This is a genomic window from Thermasporomyces composti (assembly GCF_003386795.1).
Taxonomy (GTDB): Bacteria; Actinomycetota; Actinomycetes; order Propionibacteriales; family Actinopolymorphaceae; genus Thermasporomyces; species Thermasporomyces composti.
Genome location: NZ_QTUC01000001.1, coordinates 3,813,261 through 3,828,902, shown reverse-complemented (window position 1 = coordinate 3,828,902; position 15,642 = coordinate 3,813,261). Strand labels below are relative to the sequence as shown.

The window sequence follows — 15,642 nt, the reverse complement described above, 5'->3', positions numbered from 1 at the left end:
GGCCGTCACGCTACGGTTTCTGGCATCTCCCTGTCCCCGCGCGGACGCGTTGGCACTGCTCGAGAGAAGGAGGGGTCGATGGACCAAACCCGGACGACACCGAGTCCGGACAACGGCACCACGTCGACTCCATGGGAGCTGGGTGGGATCGTTGGCCGCGGCCCTTCCCATGACCCGCTCGCGTCACGTCGCATGCCGGACGATCCGCCGTTCGACGTCTTCCTGTCCGGCACCGTCTTCCTCGACATCATCTTCACGGGGCTGGCTGGTCCGCCCACCAACGGCACGGAGATCTTCACCGAGGGCATGGGCTGCTCCCCCGGTGGGATCGCCAACCTCGCGATCGCGCTGTCCCGTCTCGGGCTGCGCACCTCGCTGGCGGCAGCCTTCGGCAATGACGTCTACGGGGACTTCTGCTGGCGGACGCTCGCCGAGCAGGAGGGAGTGGACCTGTCGAGGTCCCAGCGGTTCCCGCACTGGCACTCGCCGGTCACGGTCTCCCTGGCCTACGAGGCCGACCGCAGTCTGATCACGCACGCGCACGAGCCGCCGGTCTGCGCCGACGAGATGATCGCCGCCAAGGACGGTCCGCCTGGGACGCGTGCCTGCTTCATCGACCTGGACGAGGACGCGGACACCTGGGCTCAGCGAGCCGCCGCCGAGGGCGCGCTGGTCTTCGCCGACGTGGGATGGGACCCCACCGAGCAGTGGTCGCCCGCGCTGTTGGAGCGACTGCGTTGGTGCTACGCCTTCATGCCCAACACCCCCGAGGCGCTCGCCTACACGAGGACGGACACCCCCGAGGACGCGGTCGCCAAGCTCGCCGAGCACGTCAGGGTCGCCGTCGTCACGCGAGGCAGCAAGGGGGCGGTGGCCATCGACAACGAGACCGGTGAGTACGCCGACGTCCCCGCGCTCCCGGTCGCGGCCTTGGACACCACGGGCGCTGGGGACGTGTTCGCCGCCGGCTTCATCACCGCCACTCTCGCGGGTTGGCCCCTGCTCCACCGGCTGCGCTTCGCGAACCTGTGCGCCGCGTTGTCGGTGCAGCACTTCGGTGGGTCGCTCTCGGCGCCTGGCTGGGCCGACATCGCCGGCTGGTGGCAGGTCGCGCAGCGGGTGCCCGGTCTCGGGGACATCGCGAAGGAGTACGCCTTCCTCGACGACGTCGTGCCCCACGAGCCGGTCGGGGCCGTCCGCCGGGCGACCGCGACGATCGGCTTCGAGACCGAAGGTCTCGAGCAGTAGGGTCGAGCAGCTATCCCGCCGGCGTCTCCGCGAGCGAGTGGCCAGCGTGGACGGTGGGGGCGGGGCGACGCGGAGGAGTCACCCGATCGGGTGTGACTCTGCGGTCAGGTATTGCGCTTGATCCAACCCCACAGGCTGGTCGCGACGAACAGCACCGCCGCGATGATGCCGAGCCACAGCAGGCCCTTGATGATGAAGCCGATGAGGGCGAGGGCCAGCCAGATGATGGCGATGACGAGCAGGATCTTGAGCAGCATGTGCCACCTCCCATGGTCATCGTAGGCCGAGGAACGGCACGGAGTGGGCCGGCGAAACCCTCGGTGATCCCTGACGTCTCCCCTACGGGTCCCTGAGGTGGCCGCTGTCGTCACAGGACGACGACTCGGGGCGACCTGGAGGCGGGCACCTGGAAGCTGGCACCGTCACCGTCGGTGGTCCAGCCGTTGGGCCACTTGATCGCCGAGCCACTTCACCGCCTGGGCGAGGGCCACGAAGACGCCGGCGACGACCACGACGACGTCGGCTCGCGGCTCCTCGACGCCGTAGGCGAGCGCCAGACCACCGAGCCCTCGTCGGTCGAGGACGTCCGCGACCGCGGTGAAGCCCAGGAGGAGCACCGCGGTCAGCGCGACGTTGGAGGCGATTCCGGGCAGGCTTTCCCGCAGCAGCACGGTCACCAGGACGTGACGAAGCCGCGCGCCCATGGCGACGGCGATCTCGACGACCGCAGGGCTCACCGCACGCAGGTTCGACTCGACGCGTCGGGCGAACCACGGTGTCGCGGCGACGACAAGCGGCACGACGGAGGCCGCGAGACCGCGCTCCGCGCTGGCACGGAGCAGCGACGTGGCGGCGAGCAGAACGATGACGACGGGAACGGAGCCCACGATCTCGACGAGGCAAGCGAGCACCGCGTGGACAACCCGCAGCGGACCGTCCTTGTCCGTCGCTACCAGTGCGACCCCGAAGAGGAGGCCGAGGGCGACAGCGCACGCCGTCGCCACAGACGCTGTCGCCAGCGTGGTCCCTGTCGCTCGCGCCAGCTCCGGCAGCACGCTCAGCCAGTGACTCATGGATGCACCTTGGGAGAGAGGGCGAGGTCGGTGAGCTTGTCCAGAGCCCGCTGACAGTCCTCTCCTGACCCGGTCAGCTCAACGCGGAGCCGACCCACCGTTCGGCTGCGAAGGCTTTCCAACGACCCGGCGACGACGCTGACGCCGACCCCGCACGCTCGGGTGACCTCGCTGAGAACGTGGGGGTCGACGCCGGCGAAGGTGAGGTCGACCAGAACAGCTCCGGTCCCGTGCTCGGCGTCCGGGTCGGGCAGCGTCGGCAGGAAGAGGCTCGCGAGCTTCGACGACGGGTTCGCGATCGTGTCAGGAAGGGTGCCTTGCTCGACGACCCGGCCGTCGTGCAGGAACGCCACCGACTCGCACAGGGCCGCGAGCTCGGCGGGGTTCTGCGTCGCCACGAGGACCGTGGTCTGCTGGTCGGCGATGAGCCCCCGCATGAGCGCGAGGAGGGAGCGGGCGCCGTCCTCACTCAGGCCGCCGGTCGGCTCCTGACACAACAGCACGCGTGGCCGGGTGACGAAGGCCCGAGCGACCGCCGTCCGACGACGCTCCTCCGCGGTCAGGTCGGAGGGCCAGCGATCGGCGACCTCCGCGAGCCCCATCCGGTCGAGGATCTCGTCAACCCGAAGGTCGCGCTCTCGCTGCCGAACCCCGGCGAACTCCAGAGGCAAGGAGACGTTGCGTGCGACGGTCCGTTGCTCGAGGAGCCGGTCCCCCGGCCCGAGGACGCCGATGGCGTGGCGGGCCCGACGGAGCTGCCGGGGGCTCATCGCCGTCAAGTCCTCACCGGCGACCCGCACCGTGCCTTCGTCGGGACGTTCGAGCAGGTTGACGCAGCGGAGGAGGGTCCGGGGTCCGTCGGCGGGCTCCCCGACGACGCCGCAGACCTCCCCCGCGTCGAGGTAGAGGTCAACGCTGTCAAGGAGAATCTGCTCCCCGTGGTCATGGCGACGGGTCCTGCGGATGTCGTCCAGCTCGATCACGGCGGGGCCTTCGACACGCGTGGCTCGTAGGTGGGAGTCGGACGACAGAACCGTCCGACCAAGATCACGCGTAGTCAACCACCATGATCATCTGGCGGTGACGGCAGGGTCGCCAGAGGATGGCGGGTAGGGCCAGCGGAGCCGATCAGGCGTCGCGCGAACCATGGCTGGATCGCCGCCACAAGTTGATGCCTGCCTCGACGGCGTGCCGGTCGATCTCGGCGAGCTCGTCGGAGCTGAAATCGAGGTTGTCGAGCGCGGCGACGTTCTCCTCCACCTGGCGCACGCTGCTCGCGCCGATGAGCACCGAGGTCATCTCGGAATGGCGGAGCGCCCAGGCGAGCGCCATCTGCGCCAGTGTCTGCCCTCGACGGGCCGCGATCTCGTTGAGCGCGCGCACGTGCTTGAGGTTGGTCTCCGAGATCTGCTCGCGCGGCAACGACTTGCCCTGGGCCGCTCGGGAGTCAGCGGGGATGCCCGCGAGGTACTTGTCCGTGAGGAGGCCCTGCGCCAGCGGCGAGAACGCGATACACCCGATGCCCTCCTCGGCGAGGGTGTCGAGCAGGCTCTCCTCGATCCACCGGTTGAGCATCGAGTACGACGGCTGGTGAATCACCAGCGGCACGCCGAGGTCCGCCATGATGGCGGCGGCCTGCCGGGTGTGCTCCGGCGAGTACGACGAGATGCCGGCGTAGAGCGCCTTGCCCTGTTGGACGGCGGAGGCGAGTGCCCCCATCGTCTCCTCGAGCGGGGTGTCTGGGTCGAAGCGGTGGGAGTAGAAGATGTCAACGTACTCCAAGCCCATCCGCGACAAGCTCTGGTCGAGGCTGGCCAGCAGGTACTTGCGCGATCCCCACTCGCCGTAGGGTCCTGGCCACATGCGGTAGCCAGCCTTGGTGGAGATGATGAGCTCGTCACGGTACGGCCGGAAGTCCTGGCGGAGCAGCGTGCCGAAGTTCCGCTCCGCCGCGCCCGGCGGAGGGCCGTAGTTGTTGGCGAGGTCGAAGTGGGTCACCCCGAGGTCGAACGCACGCCGCAGGATCGCCCGCTGCCGCTCGAGCGGGACGTCGTCACCGAAGTTGTGCCAGAGACCGAGCGAGATCGCCGGGAGCTGCAAGCCACTGCGACCGGAGCGGCGGTACTGCATGGAGTCATAGCGATTCGACGCGGCGGTGTATCCCATGGGCCCCGAGTGTCCCATGGCCGTCAAGGCATCCCGCGTGGGGCCGAACCAGTGCGTGGATGAATCCTGGTGACCATGATCGAAGAGGCCCTCACGTACGTCGTCGGCGATCTTCATGATCGGAGGTTGCCTTGGGCGCTGGTCGGAGGCCTCGCGGTTTGTGCCCGGGCGGAGCCGCGGCCCACCGCTGACATCGACATTGCCGTCGTCACCGCTGACGACGCGACAGCGAAGGCATACGTCGATGACCTGCTCGCCGTCGGCTACCGGTGGAAGAAGTCGATCGCGAACGCCCAGACCGGTCGACTTGCGACCGTCAAGCTGGATTCACCTGCCGTCGCCAAGGACGTGGCCGTTGACTTGTTCCTCGCGAGCTGCGGCGTCGAAGCCGAGGTCGTGGGGGCAGCGGAGCCGTTGGAGGTCGCGCCGGGTCTGACGATCCCCGTCGCTCGCATCGGACATCTGATCGCGGTCAAGCTCCTCTGGCGGCCCAGCGAGAAACGTGACCGCGACCTCCGCACGTTGATCCGTCGGGCGGGCGCCGAGGATCTCACCGACGCTCGCCACCTCATCGACTCGATCACCCGGCGCGGCTACCACCGTGGACGGGATCTCGGGGCAGCATTGGACAGCTGACTGGCCGCTTCTTGATGGTCTCGCGGGGACCACGCGCGATCAGTGACCTTGCCACCGGAGCCCCGCCCGCGGTTCGTCGTGGTTGGCCCGCTTCGGCGGGACAGCACCGTCGCACGGCGTCGGAGGACAAGGCTCGCCGTTTCCGATCGAAGGGCGCGGCACGTGCTACGACCCTGGTGGACGGCGACGAAGGACGCGAAGGACCAGGGTGGGAACCCGACGGGGGTCCGGTACGACCCACCTGTCGGCGAGAGCCTCCGGGCGGACGCGCAAGCTCAGGTCCGCGTACTCCAGGACCGTCTCCAGGGGCGTGTCGACCGGGGGGTAGCTCGCGACCGGAGTGTCGCCGGAGAAGACGACCCAGAGGGGCTCGCCCTGGTGGAAGACCCGCAGCACGGAGCCGTCGACCACGGTGGAGGCGTGCTCGCGGGCCCGCCGACGGTGAGACTGCCGGGCCAACGCCCGTTGGAGGGCGCGCTGGGCCGGCTCCCGCCCGTGCTTGACCGCCTCGAAGACGATCGGTCCGTACTTCGCCGCGTAGATCACCGCGACCTTCACGAACCGCCCCTTGCCTGCCATCCGACCACCTCCGGCCCCTCGTCCCCCTCAGCCTGCCACGCCGCACGCCGCTCGGGCCGCCCGGAACACCGCCGGCCCTCCCTCCGTCGTCGCGTGCGCCCGTGCGAGGCTGGCGGCGTGCCTGACCGCCGACGTTCCCCACGCGCCGGGCGAGGCAGGGCTCCGGCGCGGCGCTCGCGTACGCCTGAGCCAAGGCCCTTCGCCGGCACGCACCCCATCGCCACCGGCGAGGCGGAGCTGGTCGCCGACCGCGACGACCCGGACGGCTGGATGGTGATCGTCAACGGGGTCCCCAGCTCCTACGTCCACCTGACGGACCCGACCCGGCTGGAGTTCGAGTACGTGCGATGGATCGGTGACGTCCTCGACCTCCTGAACGCGCCTCTCGCCGCGCCCGCGCCGCTGAGGGTCGCCCATCTCGGTGGCGCCGGTTGCACGCTCGCCCGTTACGTCATGGCCACGCGGCCCGGATCGCGACAGCTGGTCTTCGAGCACGACGCCAAGCTCGTCGAGCTGGTCCGCCAGGCGTTTGGGCTGCGGCGCGAGGGGGGTCTTCGGATCCGCGTCGACGACGCGCGGTCAGGGCTGAGCAAGCTGTGGGAGGCCTCCGTGGACGTCGTGATCCGGGACGCCTTCGTTGGGGACACGGTGCCGGAACACCTGACGACCGTGGAGTTCGGCCACGAGGTGGCCCGGGTCCTCGCGCCCCACGGGGTGTACGTCGCCAACGTCGCGGACCGGGCCGAGCAGCGGCACGCCCGAGCGGAGGCCGCCACGTTGCGGGAGGTCTTCCGCGAGGTGGCCTTGATCGCCGAGCCATCCCAGCTGCGCGGCCGCCGCTACGGCAACGTGCTCGTCCTCGCCTCGAACGCTCCCCTGCCGCTGGACGCTCTCACCCGGCGGCTGGCCTCGGGCGCGATCCGCGCCCGCGTGGTTCCCCCGGAGCGCGTGGCGCGGCTAGTCGCCGGTCTGCGTCCGCTCACCGATCCCCCGGCGACCCCCTCGGACCGGGACTCGTCCGGTGGGGACCAAGACCTCTCGCCGACGTCGCCCTAGTCGCGGAGGAGACGCTCCACCCGCTCGACCTTGCCGGTCAGCTCGCCGGTGTGACCGGGGCGGATGTCGGCCTTCAGGACGAGGCCCACGCGGGGCGACCGGGCGAGGGCGACGTCGACGGCACGTTTGATCACCGCCATCACCTCGTCCCACTCCCCCTCGATGTTGGTGAACATCGCGTTGGTCTCGTTGGGCAGGCCGGACTCCCGAACGACCTTGACGACCTCGGCGACCGTCTCGCTGACGCTGCCGCTCTCGTCCGTCGTCGAAGGGCTGATGCTGAACGCCACAATCATGGATCTCACCTTGCCGTATCGCGCGGCCCTCGGATCAAGCCCTCCTGAGCGACCGAGGCGACCAGCCGACGGCCGCCTGCGAAGATCCGCCCGGTCGCCAACCCGAGGGAGTTGGCGGCGGAGGGCGAGTGCTGGTCGTAGAGCAGCCAGTCGTCCACCCGAACGGGTCGGTGGAACCAGATCGCGTGGTCGATCGAGGCTGTCTGCAGTTTGGGCGCGCCGATGTAGGTGTCGTGGGGGACGAGCGTCACGCCCAGCAAGGTGAGGTCGCTGGCGTAGGCGAGCACGCAGCTGTGCAGCACCGGGTCGTCGGGCAAGGTGCCGGCGGCGCGGAACCACACGCGCGCCCGGGCCGGGTGCTCGCCGTCCCGCGGGACACCACCGCGTCGGGAGTCACCGACGTAACGGACCTCCAGCGCGGACCACTCCTCGGCCCAGTCGTCGCTCGGGCGACCCGACACCTTCTCCATCACCTCGCCGAGAGTGGGGCAGGACTCCGGCGGCGGTACGTCCGGCGCGACGTCCTGGTGGTCGAAGCCACTCTCGGCGACGTGAAACGAGGCGGCCATGAAGAAGATGGTCTCGCCGTGCTGCCGTGCCACGACCCGCCGGGTGCTGAACGACCGCCCCTCACGGGTGCACTCGACGTCGTAGACGATCGGGACGCTCGTGTCACCCGGTCGCAGGAAGTACGCGTGGAGGGAATGCACCGTCCGGCCGGGCTCCATCGTGCGAGCCGCGGCCACCAGGGCCTGGCCGGCGACCTGCCCACCGAAGACCCGCTGGAGTCGGGTCTCCGGCTGCCGGCCCCGGAACAGGTTGTCGTCGATTCGCTCCAGGTCGAGGAGGTCGAGCAGTTCGTCGAGAGAACGTGGCACGGCCACATCGTGTCATCCGCGCCGCCTCCGCGAGCGTGCCGGTCGGGCGCCGAGCTGGCTACGCGGAGCTTCGCGCCCGTGCGGCCTCGACCATGCGGTCGACTCGCTCGTGGAGATCCTCGAAGTGATAGCGCAGCACCCTGCGGGCCTGAGCGGCGTCATGCGCCCGCAGGGCGTCCACGATGCGGCGGTGGCTGTCGGCCACCTGGCCGCTGTCGACCGGCGGGGCCTCCAGCTCCGCCGCGACCTGGTGGTAGACGTCCCAGAACAACGCGATGAGCTGGGTCGCCAGCTCGTTGGTGATCCGCGCGTACAGCTTCTCGTGGAAGCGCCGGTCGGCGCCGGGAAGGTCGCCCGCACGCATCGCGGCGACCTCCTCGTCCAGTGACCGGAGCAGCTGGTCGTCGGCGTGCTCGGCGACCTGCTCGATGAGGCCGAGCTCGAGCAGCTCGCGGACTTCGACGAGATCCGCGAGGGCGCGAGGGTCCTCGCGAACCGCGAGGCGGGTGCGGAACAGCAGGCCGGGGGTGACCGCGGTGAGTGGTGCCCGACCGACGAACGTGCCGTACCCGTGCCGGAGCTCGACGATGCCCAGGGTGTGCAGGGCGCGCACCGCCTCCCGGATCGAGTTGCGACTGGCGCCGAGTGTCTTGCTCAGTACGGGCTCGGCGGGCAGGGGCTCTCCTGCGGTGAGGCGCCGCTCCAGGATGAGGTCGACGATGCGCGCCTCCAACTGGCGACCGCTCGCGGCCATCCGCCCGCCCTCCTTCGACTCGACCGTCGGCTCGTTCGTCCCGGCTCGGCCTCGATTCCGCCGAGTCGGGCCTCCGTTCGACGCGGCGAGAAGCCCTGCGACGGCTCTTTGCCGCCCGACCGGACTAGCCTACGGGTCGTCATCCCACGTCCGATGTCCGCGCTGTCGACACCCAGCCGCGCGCCAGCCCGGAGGCCTCTCGTGTCCTCATCGCACGTCCCACCCGACCCCGCCACCGAACCGGAGAGCGACGAGGTCCTGCCCTCCGGCGTCATTCCTCCGATCCTCACCCCACTCACGCCGGAGCGGGAGCTCGACGTCTCCTCCCTCGAACGGCTGTGCACGTTCCTCCTCGACGCCGGTGTCGCCGGCTTGTTCGTGGCCGGCTCGACTGGGGAGGCGGCCTACCTCACCGACCAGCTCCGCGCCCGGGTTCTCCAGGTAGTCGTGTCGTTCACCGCCCGGCAGGTGCCCGTGCTCGCCGGGGTCATCGACATGACGACCCCGCGCGTCGTGGACCGGGCACGCGCGGCCGTGCGACACGGAGCGAACGCTCTCGTCGCCACCGCGCCGTTCTACGCGCCCACCCATCCGGCCGAGATCGAGCTCCACTTCCGCACCCTACGAGCGGCCGTCGACGTGCCGATCGTGGCCTACGACATTCCCAGCGCCGTCCACACGAAGCTCCCCGCTGAGCTGGTCACCGCACTGGCCCAGGAGGGCGTCCTGGCCGGCGTCAAGGACTCCAGCGGGGACCTCGACGGCTTCCGGGACGTCGCCAGGCCGGCCGGCGCTCCGTCCTTCAAGGCGTACACCGGCTCGGAGGTGCACGCCGACCTGGCACTGCTGCTCGGCGCGGCGGGCCTGGTCCCAGGACTCGGCAATGTGGACCCCGCCGGCTTCGTCCGTCTCTACCAGGCCGCCCGCCGAGGCGACTGGACCGCGGCGATGGCCGAGCAAGAACGACTCCGGCGGCTCTCCCGGATCATCACGGTGGGCGACCAGCGGCGCATCGGGCGGTACTCCTCCGCGATCGGGGCGTTCAAGTCGGCGCTGGTGCAACGGGGGATCCTGGCCCACGCGACGACCAGCCTGCCGATGCTTCCGCTCAACGACGTCGAGGTCGACGCGGTGACCACACACCTGCGAGACGCCGGCCTGCTGTGACACGGCGCGGACGACCTGAGGTGCCCCTGCCGTCCGCCGACTCGTGGCCCAGTCGACGCCGGACAGCGCCTCGCCGTCGCCCGTGGTTCCGCTCGGGCACGACGACCGTGCTGTACTACCAGGGTGACCGGGTCACGGCGGCGCCGCTCGCCGAGCCCGAGTCCGACACCCGCCGTGACCACACTGCGTGGCCTGTGACTCGCCGGAGCCGCCCATGTGCCGGAGCATCAAGACGCTGCGAGCGCCGTACGTGGAGACCGTGACACCCGACGACGTTCGCGCCGCGGCGCTCCAGTATGTCCGGAAGGTGTCGGGCTTCCGGACGCCTGCGGCCCACAACCGGGAAGCGTTCGACGCCGCTGTCGAGGCCGTCGCCGCCGCGACGCAGCAGCTCCTCGACCAGCTCGTCGTACGAGGCAGGGCCTGACCGTCAGCAGACCTCGTGCCCGAACGCATCCCGCACGAAGGCCACGATCTCCGCGCGGCTCGGCATCGAGGTGCTCGCGCCCCGCTTCTGCACCGACAGCGCGGCGGCCGCCACGGCCCAGGTGAGCGCCGCACGCGGGGGTCGATTCTCCCCAAGCGCGACCGCGAGCGCGCCGACGAAGGTGTCGCCAGCGGCTGTCGTGTCCACCGCGGTCACCTGGGGCGCGGGCACGTGCAGCGGATCGGCGCCGCGACGCCGCCACACCGCGCCCCGCGCCCCCATGGTGACGACGACCTCAGGCACCGCGTCCAGAAGTGCGGCGGCGGCCGCTTCGGGATCGCCGCACCCGGTGAGCACGGCCGCCTCAGATTCGTTCGGCACGAGGAGGTCGACGAGCTCGAGCAGCTCGGCGGGTAGGGCTCGGGCCGGAGCGGGCGTCAAGACGACCCGCACGCCGCGCTGTCGCGCGGCCCGCGCTCCGGCGAGCACCGCGTCGAGAGGCAGCTCCAACTGGAGCAGGAGAATCCCTGCGCCGTCCAGTGCGGCGTCCAGGCCCGGGACCGGGTCATGGACGGCGCCATTGGCGCCGGGGACGACGACGATGGAGTTGTCGCCCGACGCGTCCACCAGGACGTGCGCCGTGCCGGTAGGGCCGTCCACCCTGCGGACCGCACTGACATCGACGCCAGCGGCCTGCAGGACGGCGAGGACCTGGTCGCCCCAGACGTCGGTGCCCACCGCTCCGACCATGCGGACGTCGCCCCCCGCTCGGGCCACCGCGATCGCCTGGTTGGCGCCCTTGCCGCCGGGCACGGTGAGGAGGCTCCGGCCGGCCACGGTCTCGCCCCGGGCTGGCGCGCGGTCGGCGAAGACGACCAGGTCCATGTTCGCGCTGCCCAGCACGCAGACCCGCGGGCTCGGCATCGGACCCTCCTCAGCCTCGGCACCCTGACCAGCCACGACGGGCTGGACGGTTCACTCAGAGGATGATCTCGCCTCGGGCGACCCGCTCCCGCAGCTGCTGGAGGGCCTCCTGGAGGATCTGCTCGGCCTCCTCGTCGGTGCGGCGCTCTTTGACGTAGGCGAGGTGGGTCTTGTAGGGCTCGTTCTTCGGCGGCGGTGGTGGGTTATCGGCGTCCCGGCTGGCCGGAAGCCCGCAGCGTGGGCAGTCCCACGACTCGGGAATCTGAGCATCGAGCGCGAAGCTCGGTCGGGTCTCGTGTCGGTTGGCGCACCAGTAGCTCACACGCCGACGCGGTGCGGCGTCGCCACGCTCGGCCTCTCCCATGGGGCCGGCACCGACCCTGCTGCCTCGAATGGCGCTGCCACTTGCCACGGACGTCTCCTCGTGATGAACGCTGACGGGGGCGATGGATCAGTGGGTAGCTCACGCGGTCGATCAGTGGAGCGGGCTCCGCGGGCCGTGGCGCCACCGCACGGGAGTGGTGGCCTAGGTGAACTTGAGCATCAATCCGAGCCCGACGATGCAGGCGAGCCAGATGATGCCGGTGCCCACTGTGATCCGGTCGAGATTCCGCTCGGCGACGGACGAACCGCCCAGACTGGACGTCACTCCGCCACCGAACAGGTCGGACAGGCCGCCACCCCGCCCTTTGTGGAGCAAGATGAGCAACACGAGCGTCAGGCTCGTGAGGATCAACAGGATCGCAAGCGTGGTGACCACGGTCCGGTGAACCCCTTTGTCCGACTACGCCACTGACCGACTCTTTGGAAGCTGAAGCCCAAGAGTACGACACTGCACAGGGAACGAAAGCCCCCGGCACTGTAGCCTCGCCCGCATGGCGCTCTTCATCGTGCAGCTGCGGTTCACGGACAACGAGCGTCGTCTTCGTGTCCGTCCCAAGCACCGTGAGTACCTCGCCTCTCTCCATGCCGCCGGCAAGCTGGTGACCGCCGGACCGTGGGTCGACGACACCGGCGCCCTCCTCATCTACAACGTGGCCGACGAGGCGGAGCTTCGGCGGCTTCTCGCCGACGACCCCTACACGCCCGAGGACGTCTACGAGATCGCGGAGCTGCGGGAGTGGCGTCCGCTGTTTCCGCTATCGGCCGCGGGAACCTCGTCCCCGCCCTCTCCCTCGTCGGGGAACGCTCCTTCGCCAGCAGGTCAGTGACGTCCTGAGGAGGTCAGCGACGCGGCGGCCCCGTCGTGTGGTGAGGCTTCCCTGGCGTCGGGAGGTGCGTCGCTGCCGCCTCCGTGGACATCCGACGTCGCGGTCTGTGCCGCGAGCGCGGCCCTTCGCTCACGTTCGCGGACGGCGTGCTCGTCGGTACGGGCGTCGTACCTCCAGAACTCGCGAAGCCAACGGGCGACCAAGCCGACACCCACGACGCACAGCGCGCCGCCACTGACGATCGAGGCGCGCACGCTCGTCATGTCCGCGACGAGACCGGCGCGAGCCTCGCCGGCGAGCGGACCGATCGAGTACGACAGCATCTCGATGCCCGCCAGCCGACCACGACGATCGTCGGGAATCGTCTGGTTCCAGATGACGCTGCGGAACAAGCCGCTGATCATGTCCGCCGCGCCCGCCATCACGAAGGCCGCCACCGCGAGCCACACCGACGGCGCCAGGCCGGCGAGCGCCACCGCCGCGCCCCAGGCAGCGGCGGCCAGGACGACGGCTCGCCCGTGGTGGTGCACGCGCGAGGTCCAGCCGCTGGTCGCGGTCGCCACGAGCGAGCCGACGGTCGACGCGGAATAGAGGAGTCCGAGCGCGGCAGGTTGGTGGAACACGTCCGACGCCAACGCTGGGAAGAGCACGACGGGCATCGCGAGGACCATCGCGGTCATGTCGACGACGTACGTGCCGAGCAGGTCCTTGCGTCGGACGGCGTAGCGCATCCCTTCAGCGATCTCTCGGATGGCGCTCCCCAGTCCAGCCTGCCCGCTGTCGGTCAGCGGTGGATACGGCCGCAACGCGGCGAACAGCGCGGTCGAGAGGAGCAGCCCCGCGACGTCGATCGCGTACGCCCACGCGACGCCGACCTTGGCGGTGAGAACGCCGCCGAGCGCGGGCCCGGCGAGCATCCCGACCTGGAGGCCGATCGAGGACAGGACGACCGCGGCTGGCACTTCCTCGTGGCGAACGACCCGGGGAGTCAGCGCCTCTCGACTCGGGCGCTGCAGCGACTGCGTCACGGTGAGGAGCGCGCCGAGGGCGTAGATGGGCCAGATCTGTGGGTCAGGAAGGGCCGCGTTGACGAGCAACAGACCGATGAGCACGCACTGCGCGGCCCCGGTCACCACCAGCACCCGCTTGCGATCGACACGGTCGGCCAGCACGCCGCCGTACAGCCCGCACACGATCAACGGCACCAGCTGGACGAGCCCGAGAAGGCCGATCGCGAAGTTGGAGCCGGTGAGCTGGTAGATCTGGTACGGGAGGGCGACATACGTCACCATCCCGCCCAGGTAGAAGATCGTGCCAGCGATCCACAGCAGCCGAAAGTCGCGGGACGTTCGTAACGGTGTCAGATCGGGACAAAGAGCCCCGAGCCGACGAACGAGCCGGGCTGTGCGTGATCCAGGGGACGCGTCCTTTGCGGGGGACGCGTCCTCCGTGGACTCAGAACGACTCACGACCCGGCATTCTCGGTGGAGCCGCCAGTGGGGACAACTCGATTCCGCTGGCAGGCTAGGCGGCTGGGTAGGCCTGGATCAGGAGTCGATTCGGAGGGTTGTCGATGAGCACCCACCCGCGCGCCGGACAGGTAGCCGAACCAGACGATCTGGTGGACGTCGCCCGCCTCGTCACCGCCTACTTCACCGAGCACCCTGACCCGACGGTCCCCGAGCAGGCGGTGTCGTTCGGAACCTCCGGCCACCGCGGGTCCAGCCTCACCGGGTCGTTCAACGACGACCACATCGCGGCGATCACGCAGGCGATCTGCGAGCATCGCAAGGCCGCGGGTGTCGACGGGCCGCTGTTCCTCGCACGGGACACCCATGCGCTCTCCGAGCCGGCGTGGGCGACGGCCTTGGAAGTCCTCGCGGCGAACGGCGTCACGGTCCTCGTCGACGCCCGTGACGGGTACACGCCGACCCCGGCCCTCTCCCACGCGATCCTCACCTACAACCGGAACCGCCGGTCCGGTCTGGCGGACGGGATCGTGGTCACGCCGTCGCACAACCCTCCAAGCGATGGCGGCTTCAAGTACAACCCACCGAACGGTGGCCCGGCCGACACCGATGTGACGCGCTGGATCCAGGACCGCGCCAACGCTCTCTTGCGCGACAAGCTGGCCGGTGTCCGGCGAGTCCCCCTGGCCCGCGCGCGCTCGGCCGACACCACGGGTCGGTACGACTTTCTCGACGCGTACGTCGCCGACCTGCCGAGCGTCGTCGACCTCGACGCGATTCGGTCGGCGGGCATCAGGATCGGCGCGGACCCGCTGGGTGGTGCGAGCGTGGCGTACTGGGGCGAGATCGGCGCGCGCTACGGGCTCGATCTCACCGTCGTCAACCCGCTCGTGGACCCCACCTGGCGGTTCATGACCTTGGACTGGGACGGCAAGATCCGCATGGACTGCTCGTCTCGCCACGCGATGGCGTCCCTCATCGACCGACGGGCCACCTACCAGATCGCCACCGGCAACGACGCCGACGCCGATCGTCACGGCATCGTCACGCCCGAGGCCGGCCTGATGAATCCCAACCACTACCTCGCGGTCGCGATCTGGTACCTGTGCGGCCACCGGCCGGGCTGGCCGGCGTCCACCGCCATCGGCAAGACGCTGGTGAGCTCCTCGATGATCGACCTCGTGGCGGCTGACCTCGGTCGTCGGTTGGTCGAGGTACCGGTGGGCTTCAAGTGGTTCGTCAACGGCCTGCTCGACGGCAGCCTCGCGTTCGGTGGCGAGGAGAGCGCCGGCGCGTCCTTCCTCCGCCGCGACGGCTCGGTGTGGACCACCGACAAGGACGGCATCCTCCTGTGCCTGCTCGCGGCGGAGATCCAGGCGGTGACGGAGCGGTCCCCGAGCGAGCACTACACCGAGCTCACCCGCCGCTTCGGTGATCCGGCCTACGCGCGGGTCGACGCGCCGGCGACGAGGGAGCAGAAGGCGCTCCTCGGCGCCCTCTCACCCGAGCAGGTGACGGCCACCGAGATCGCTGGCGAACCGATCACCGCGACGCTGACCCGTGCGCCGGGCAATGACGCGCCGATCGGTGGGCTGAAAGTGGTGACGCCCAACGCGTGGTTCGCCGCTCGCCCCTCGGGGACCGAGGACGTCTACAAGATCTACGCCGAGTCCTTCCGGGGTCCCGCGCACCTGGCCGAGGTCCAGGCCGAGGCCCGGGCGATCGTCGACGCGGTGCTGCGGACTGGGGCCTGACCCC

At 70.4% G+C, this 15,642-nt stretch carries 19 protein-coding genes; 7 read left to right on the top strand and 12 right to left on the bottom strand.

What is annotated here, in order from left to right; translation table 11 throughout:
- Nucleotides 1–78: 78 nt before the first annotated feature.
- Complete coding sequence (locus DFJ64_RS16680) at nt 79–1,248, top strand: carbohydrate kinase family protein (RefSeq protein ID WP_115851286.1); 1,170 nt, start codon at nt 79–81, stop codon at nt 1,246–1,248.
- A gap of 104 nt (nt 1,249–1,352) precedes the next feature.
- Here the strand turns inward: DFJ64_RS16680 and DFJ64_RS19560 are convergent, their stop codons facing one another.
- The 4 genes from DFJ64_RS19560 to mgrA all read right to left on the bottom strand — a co-directional run bounded on the left by DFJ64_RS19560 (nt 1,353) and on the right by mgrA (nt 4,487).
- Nucleotides 1,353–1,505, bottom strand: coding sequence for a hypothetical protein (locus tag DFJ64_RS19560; RefSeq protein ID WP_170152649.1), 153 nt, complete (start codon nt 1,503–1,505; stop codon nt 1,353–1,355).
- Nucleotides 1,506–1,670: 165 nt separating this feature from the next.
- Complete coding sequence (locus DFJ64_RS16675; protein ID WP_115851285.1) at nt 1,671–2,321, bottom strand: ABC transporter permease subunit; 651 nt, start codon at nt 2,319–2,321, stop codon at nt 1,671–1,673.
- On the bottom strand, nt 2,318–3,304 hold the full coding sequence (locus DFJ64_RS16670) for an ATP-binding cassette domain-containing protein (protein WP_170152648.1): 987 nt from the start codon (nt 3,302–3,304) through the stop codon (nt 2,318–2,320). Before DFJ64_RS16670 ends, DFJ64_RS16675 begins: the two co-directional genes overlap by 4 nt.
- A gap of 145 nt (nt 3,305–3,449) precedes the next feature.
- Entirely contained in the window at nt 3,450–4,487 is a 1,038-nt protein-coding gene (mgrA, locus tag DFJ64_RS16665) for an L-glyceraldehyde 3-phosphate reductase (protein ID WP_115851283.1), read from the bottom strand.
- A gap of 75 nt (nt 4,488–4,562) precedes the next feature.
- Here mgrA and DFJ64_RS16660 point away from each other — a divergent pair, with 75 nt between their 5' ends.
- Nucleotides 4,563–5,123, top strand: coding sequence for a hypothetical protein (locus DFJ64_RS16660; RefSeq protein WP_115852178.1), 561 nt, complete (start codon nt 4,563–4,565; stop codon nt 5,121–5,123).
- Nucleotides 5,124–5,288: 165 nt separating this feature from the next.
- On the opposite strand, the gene DFJ64_RS16655 is transcribed toward DFJ64_RS16660, so the two are convergent.
- Nucleotides 5,289–5,702, bottom strand: coding sequence for a hypothetical protein (locus DFJ64_RS16655; protein ID WP_115851282.1), 414 nt, complete (start codon nt 5,700–5,702; stop codon nt 5,289–5,291).
- Nucleotides 5,703–5,819: 117 nt separating this feature from the next.
- On the opposite strand from DFJ64_RS16655, the gene DFJ64_RS16650 reads away from it, so the two are divergent.
- Nucleotides 5,820–6,758, top strand: a complete 939-nt coding sequence (locus DFJ64_RS16650; RefSeq protein ID WP_245941185.1) for a spermidine synthase — start codon at nt 5,820–5,822, stop codon at nt 6,756–6,758.
- Here DFJ64_RS16650 and DFJ64_RS16645 read toward each other — a convergent pair.
- Genes DFJ64_RS16645 through DFJ64_RS16635 form a run of 3 tightly spaced genes read right to left on the bottom strand, consistent with a single transcriptional unit; the run spans nt 6,755 to nt 8,686 of the window.
- Nucleotides 6,755–7,054 carry an MTH1187 family thiamine-binding protein gene (locus DFJ64_RS16645; protein WP_115851281.1) on the bottom strand — a complete coding sequence of 100 codons (300 nt, stop codon included), beginning with the start codon at nt 7,052–7,054 and terminating at the stop codon, nt 6,755–6,757. The two genes, DFJ64_RS16650 and DFJ64_RS16645, sit on opposite strands and share 4 nt — an antisense overlap.
- A gap of 5 nt (nt 7,055–7,059) precedes the next feature.
- Complete coding sequence (locus DFJ64_RS16640; RefSeq protein WP_115852176.1) at nt 7,060–7,932, bottom strand: acyl-CoA thioesterase; 873 nt, start codon at nt 7,930–7,932, stop codon at nt 7,060–7,062.
- Between the two features lie 58 nt (nt 7,933–7,990).
- Entirely contained in the window at nt 7,991–8,686 is a 696-nt protein-coding gene (locus DFJ64_RS16635) for a FadR/GntR family transcriptional regulator (protein WP_115851280.1), read from the bottom strand.
- A 201-nt stretch (nt 8,687–8,887) separates the two neighbouring features.
- On the opposite strand from DFJ64_RS16635, the gene DFJ64_RS16630 reads away from it, so the two are divergent.
- Nucleotides 8,888–9,853, top strand: coding sequence for a dihydrodipicolinate synthase family protein (locus DFJ64_RS16630; protein ID WP_245941184.1), 966 nt, complete (start codon nt 8,888–8,890; stop codon nt 9,851–9,853).
- Between the two features lie 214 nt (nt 9,854–10,067).
- A complete protein-coding gene (locus DFJ64_RS16625; RefSeq protein WP_115851278.1) occupies nt 10,068–10,280 on the top strand; it encodes a DUF2277 domain-containing protein in 213 nt (70 codons plus the stop codon).
- Between the two features lie 3 nt (nt 10,281–10,283).
- Here the strand turns inward: DFJ64_RS16625 and rbsK are convergent, their stop codons facing one another.
- The 3 genes from rbsK to secG form a co-directional block, all read right to left on the bottom strand.
- Complete coding sequence (gene rbsK, locus DFJ64_RS16620; RefSeq protein WP_115851277.1) at nt 10,284–11,204, bottom strand: ribokinase; 921 nt, start codon at nt 11,202–11,204, stop codon at nt 10,284–10,286.
- A gap of 55 nt (nt 11,205–11,259) precedes the next feature.
- Nucleotides 11,260–11,616 carry an RNA polymerase-binding protein RbpA gene (locus DFJ64_RS16615; RefSeq protein ID WP_115851276.1) on the bottom strand — a complete coding sequence of 119 codons (357 nt, stop codon included), beginning with the start codon at nt 11,614–11,616 and terminating at the stop codon, nt 11,260–11,262.
- A 114-nt stretch (nt 11,617–11,730) separates the two neighbouring features.
- Nucleotides 11,731–11,964: a preprotein translocase subunit SecG gene (gene secG, locus DFJ64_RS16610; RefSeq protein ID WP_115851275.1), complete on the bottom strand. Its 234-nt coding sequence runs from the start codon at nt 11,962–11,964 to the stop codon at nt 11,731–11,733.
- A gap of 115 nt (nt 11,965–12,079) precedes the next feature.
- On the opposite strand from secG, the gene DFJ64_RS16605 reads away from it, so the two are divergent.
- Complete coding sequence (locus DFJ64_RS16605) at nt 12,080–12,415, top strand: YciI family protein (protein ID WP_115851274.1); 336 nt, start codon at nt 12,080–12,082, stop codon at nt 12,413–12,415.
- Here the strand turns inward: DFJ64_RS16605 and DFJ64_RS16600 are convergent.
- Entirely contained in the window at nt 12,409–13,884 is a 1,476-nt protein-coding gene (locus DFJ64_RS16600) for an MFS transporter (RefSeq protein WP_115851273.1), read from the bottom strand. The two genes, DFJ64_RS16605 and DFJ64_RS16600, sit on opposite strands and share 7 nt — an antisense overlap.
- 104 nt (nt 13,885–13,988) lie before the next feature.
- Here DFJ64_RS16600 and pgm point away from each other — a divergent pair, with 104 nt between their 5' ends.
- Nucleotides 13,989–15,638: a phosphoglucomutase (alpha-D-glucose-1,6-bisphosphate-dependent) gene (gene pgm, locus DFJ64_RS16595; protein ID WP_115851272.1), complete on the top strand. Its 1,650-nt coding sequence runs from the start codon at nt 13,989–13,991 to the stop codon at nt 15,636–15,638.
- Nucleotides 15,639–15,642 lie beyond the last annotated feature (4 nt).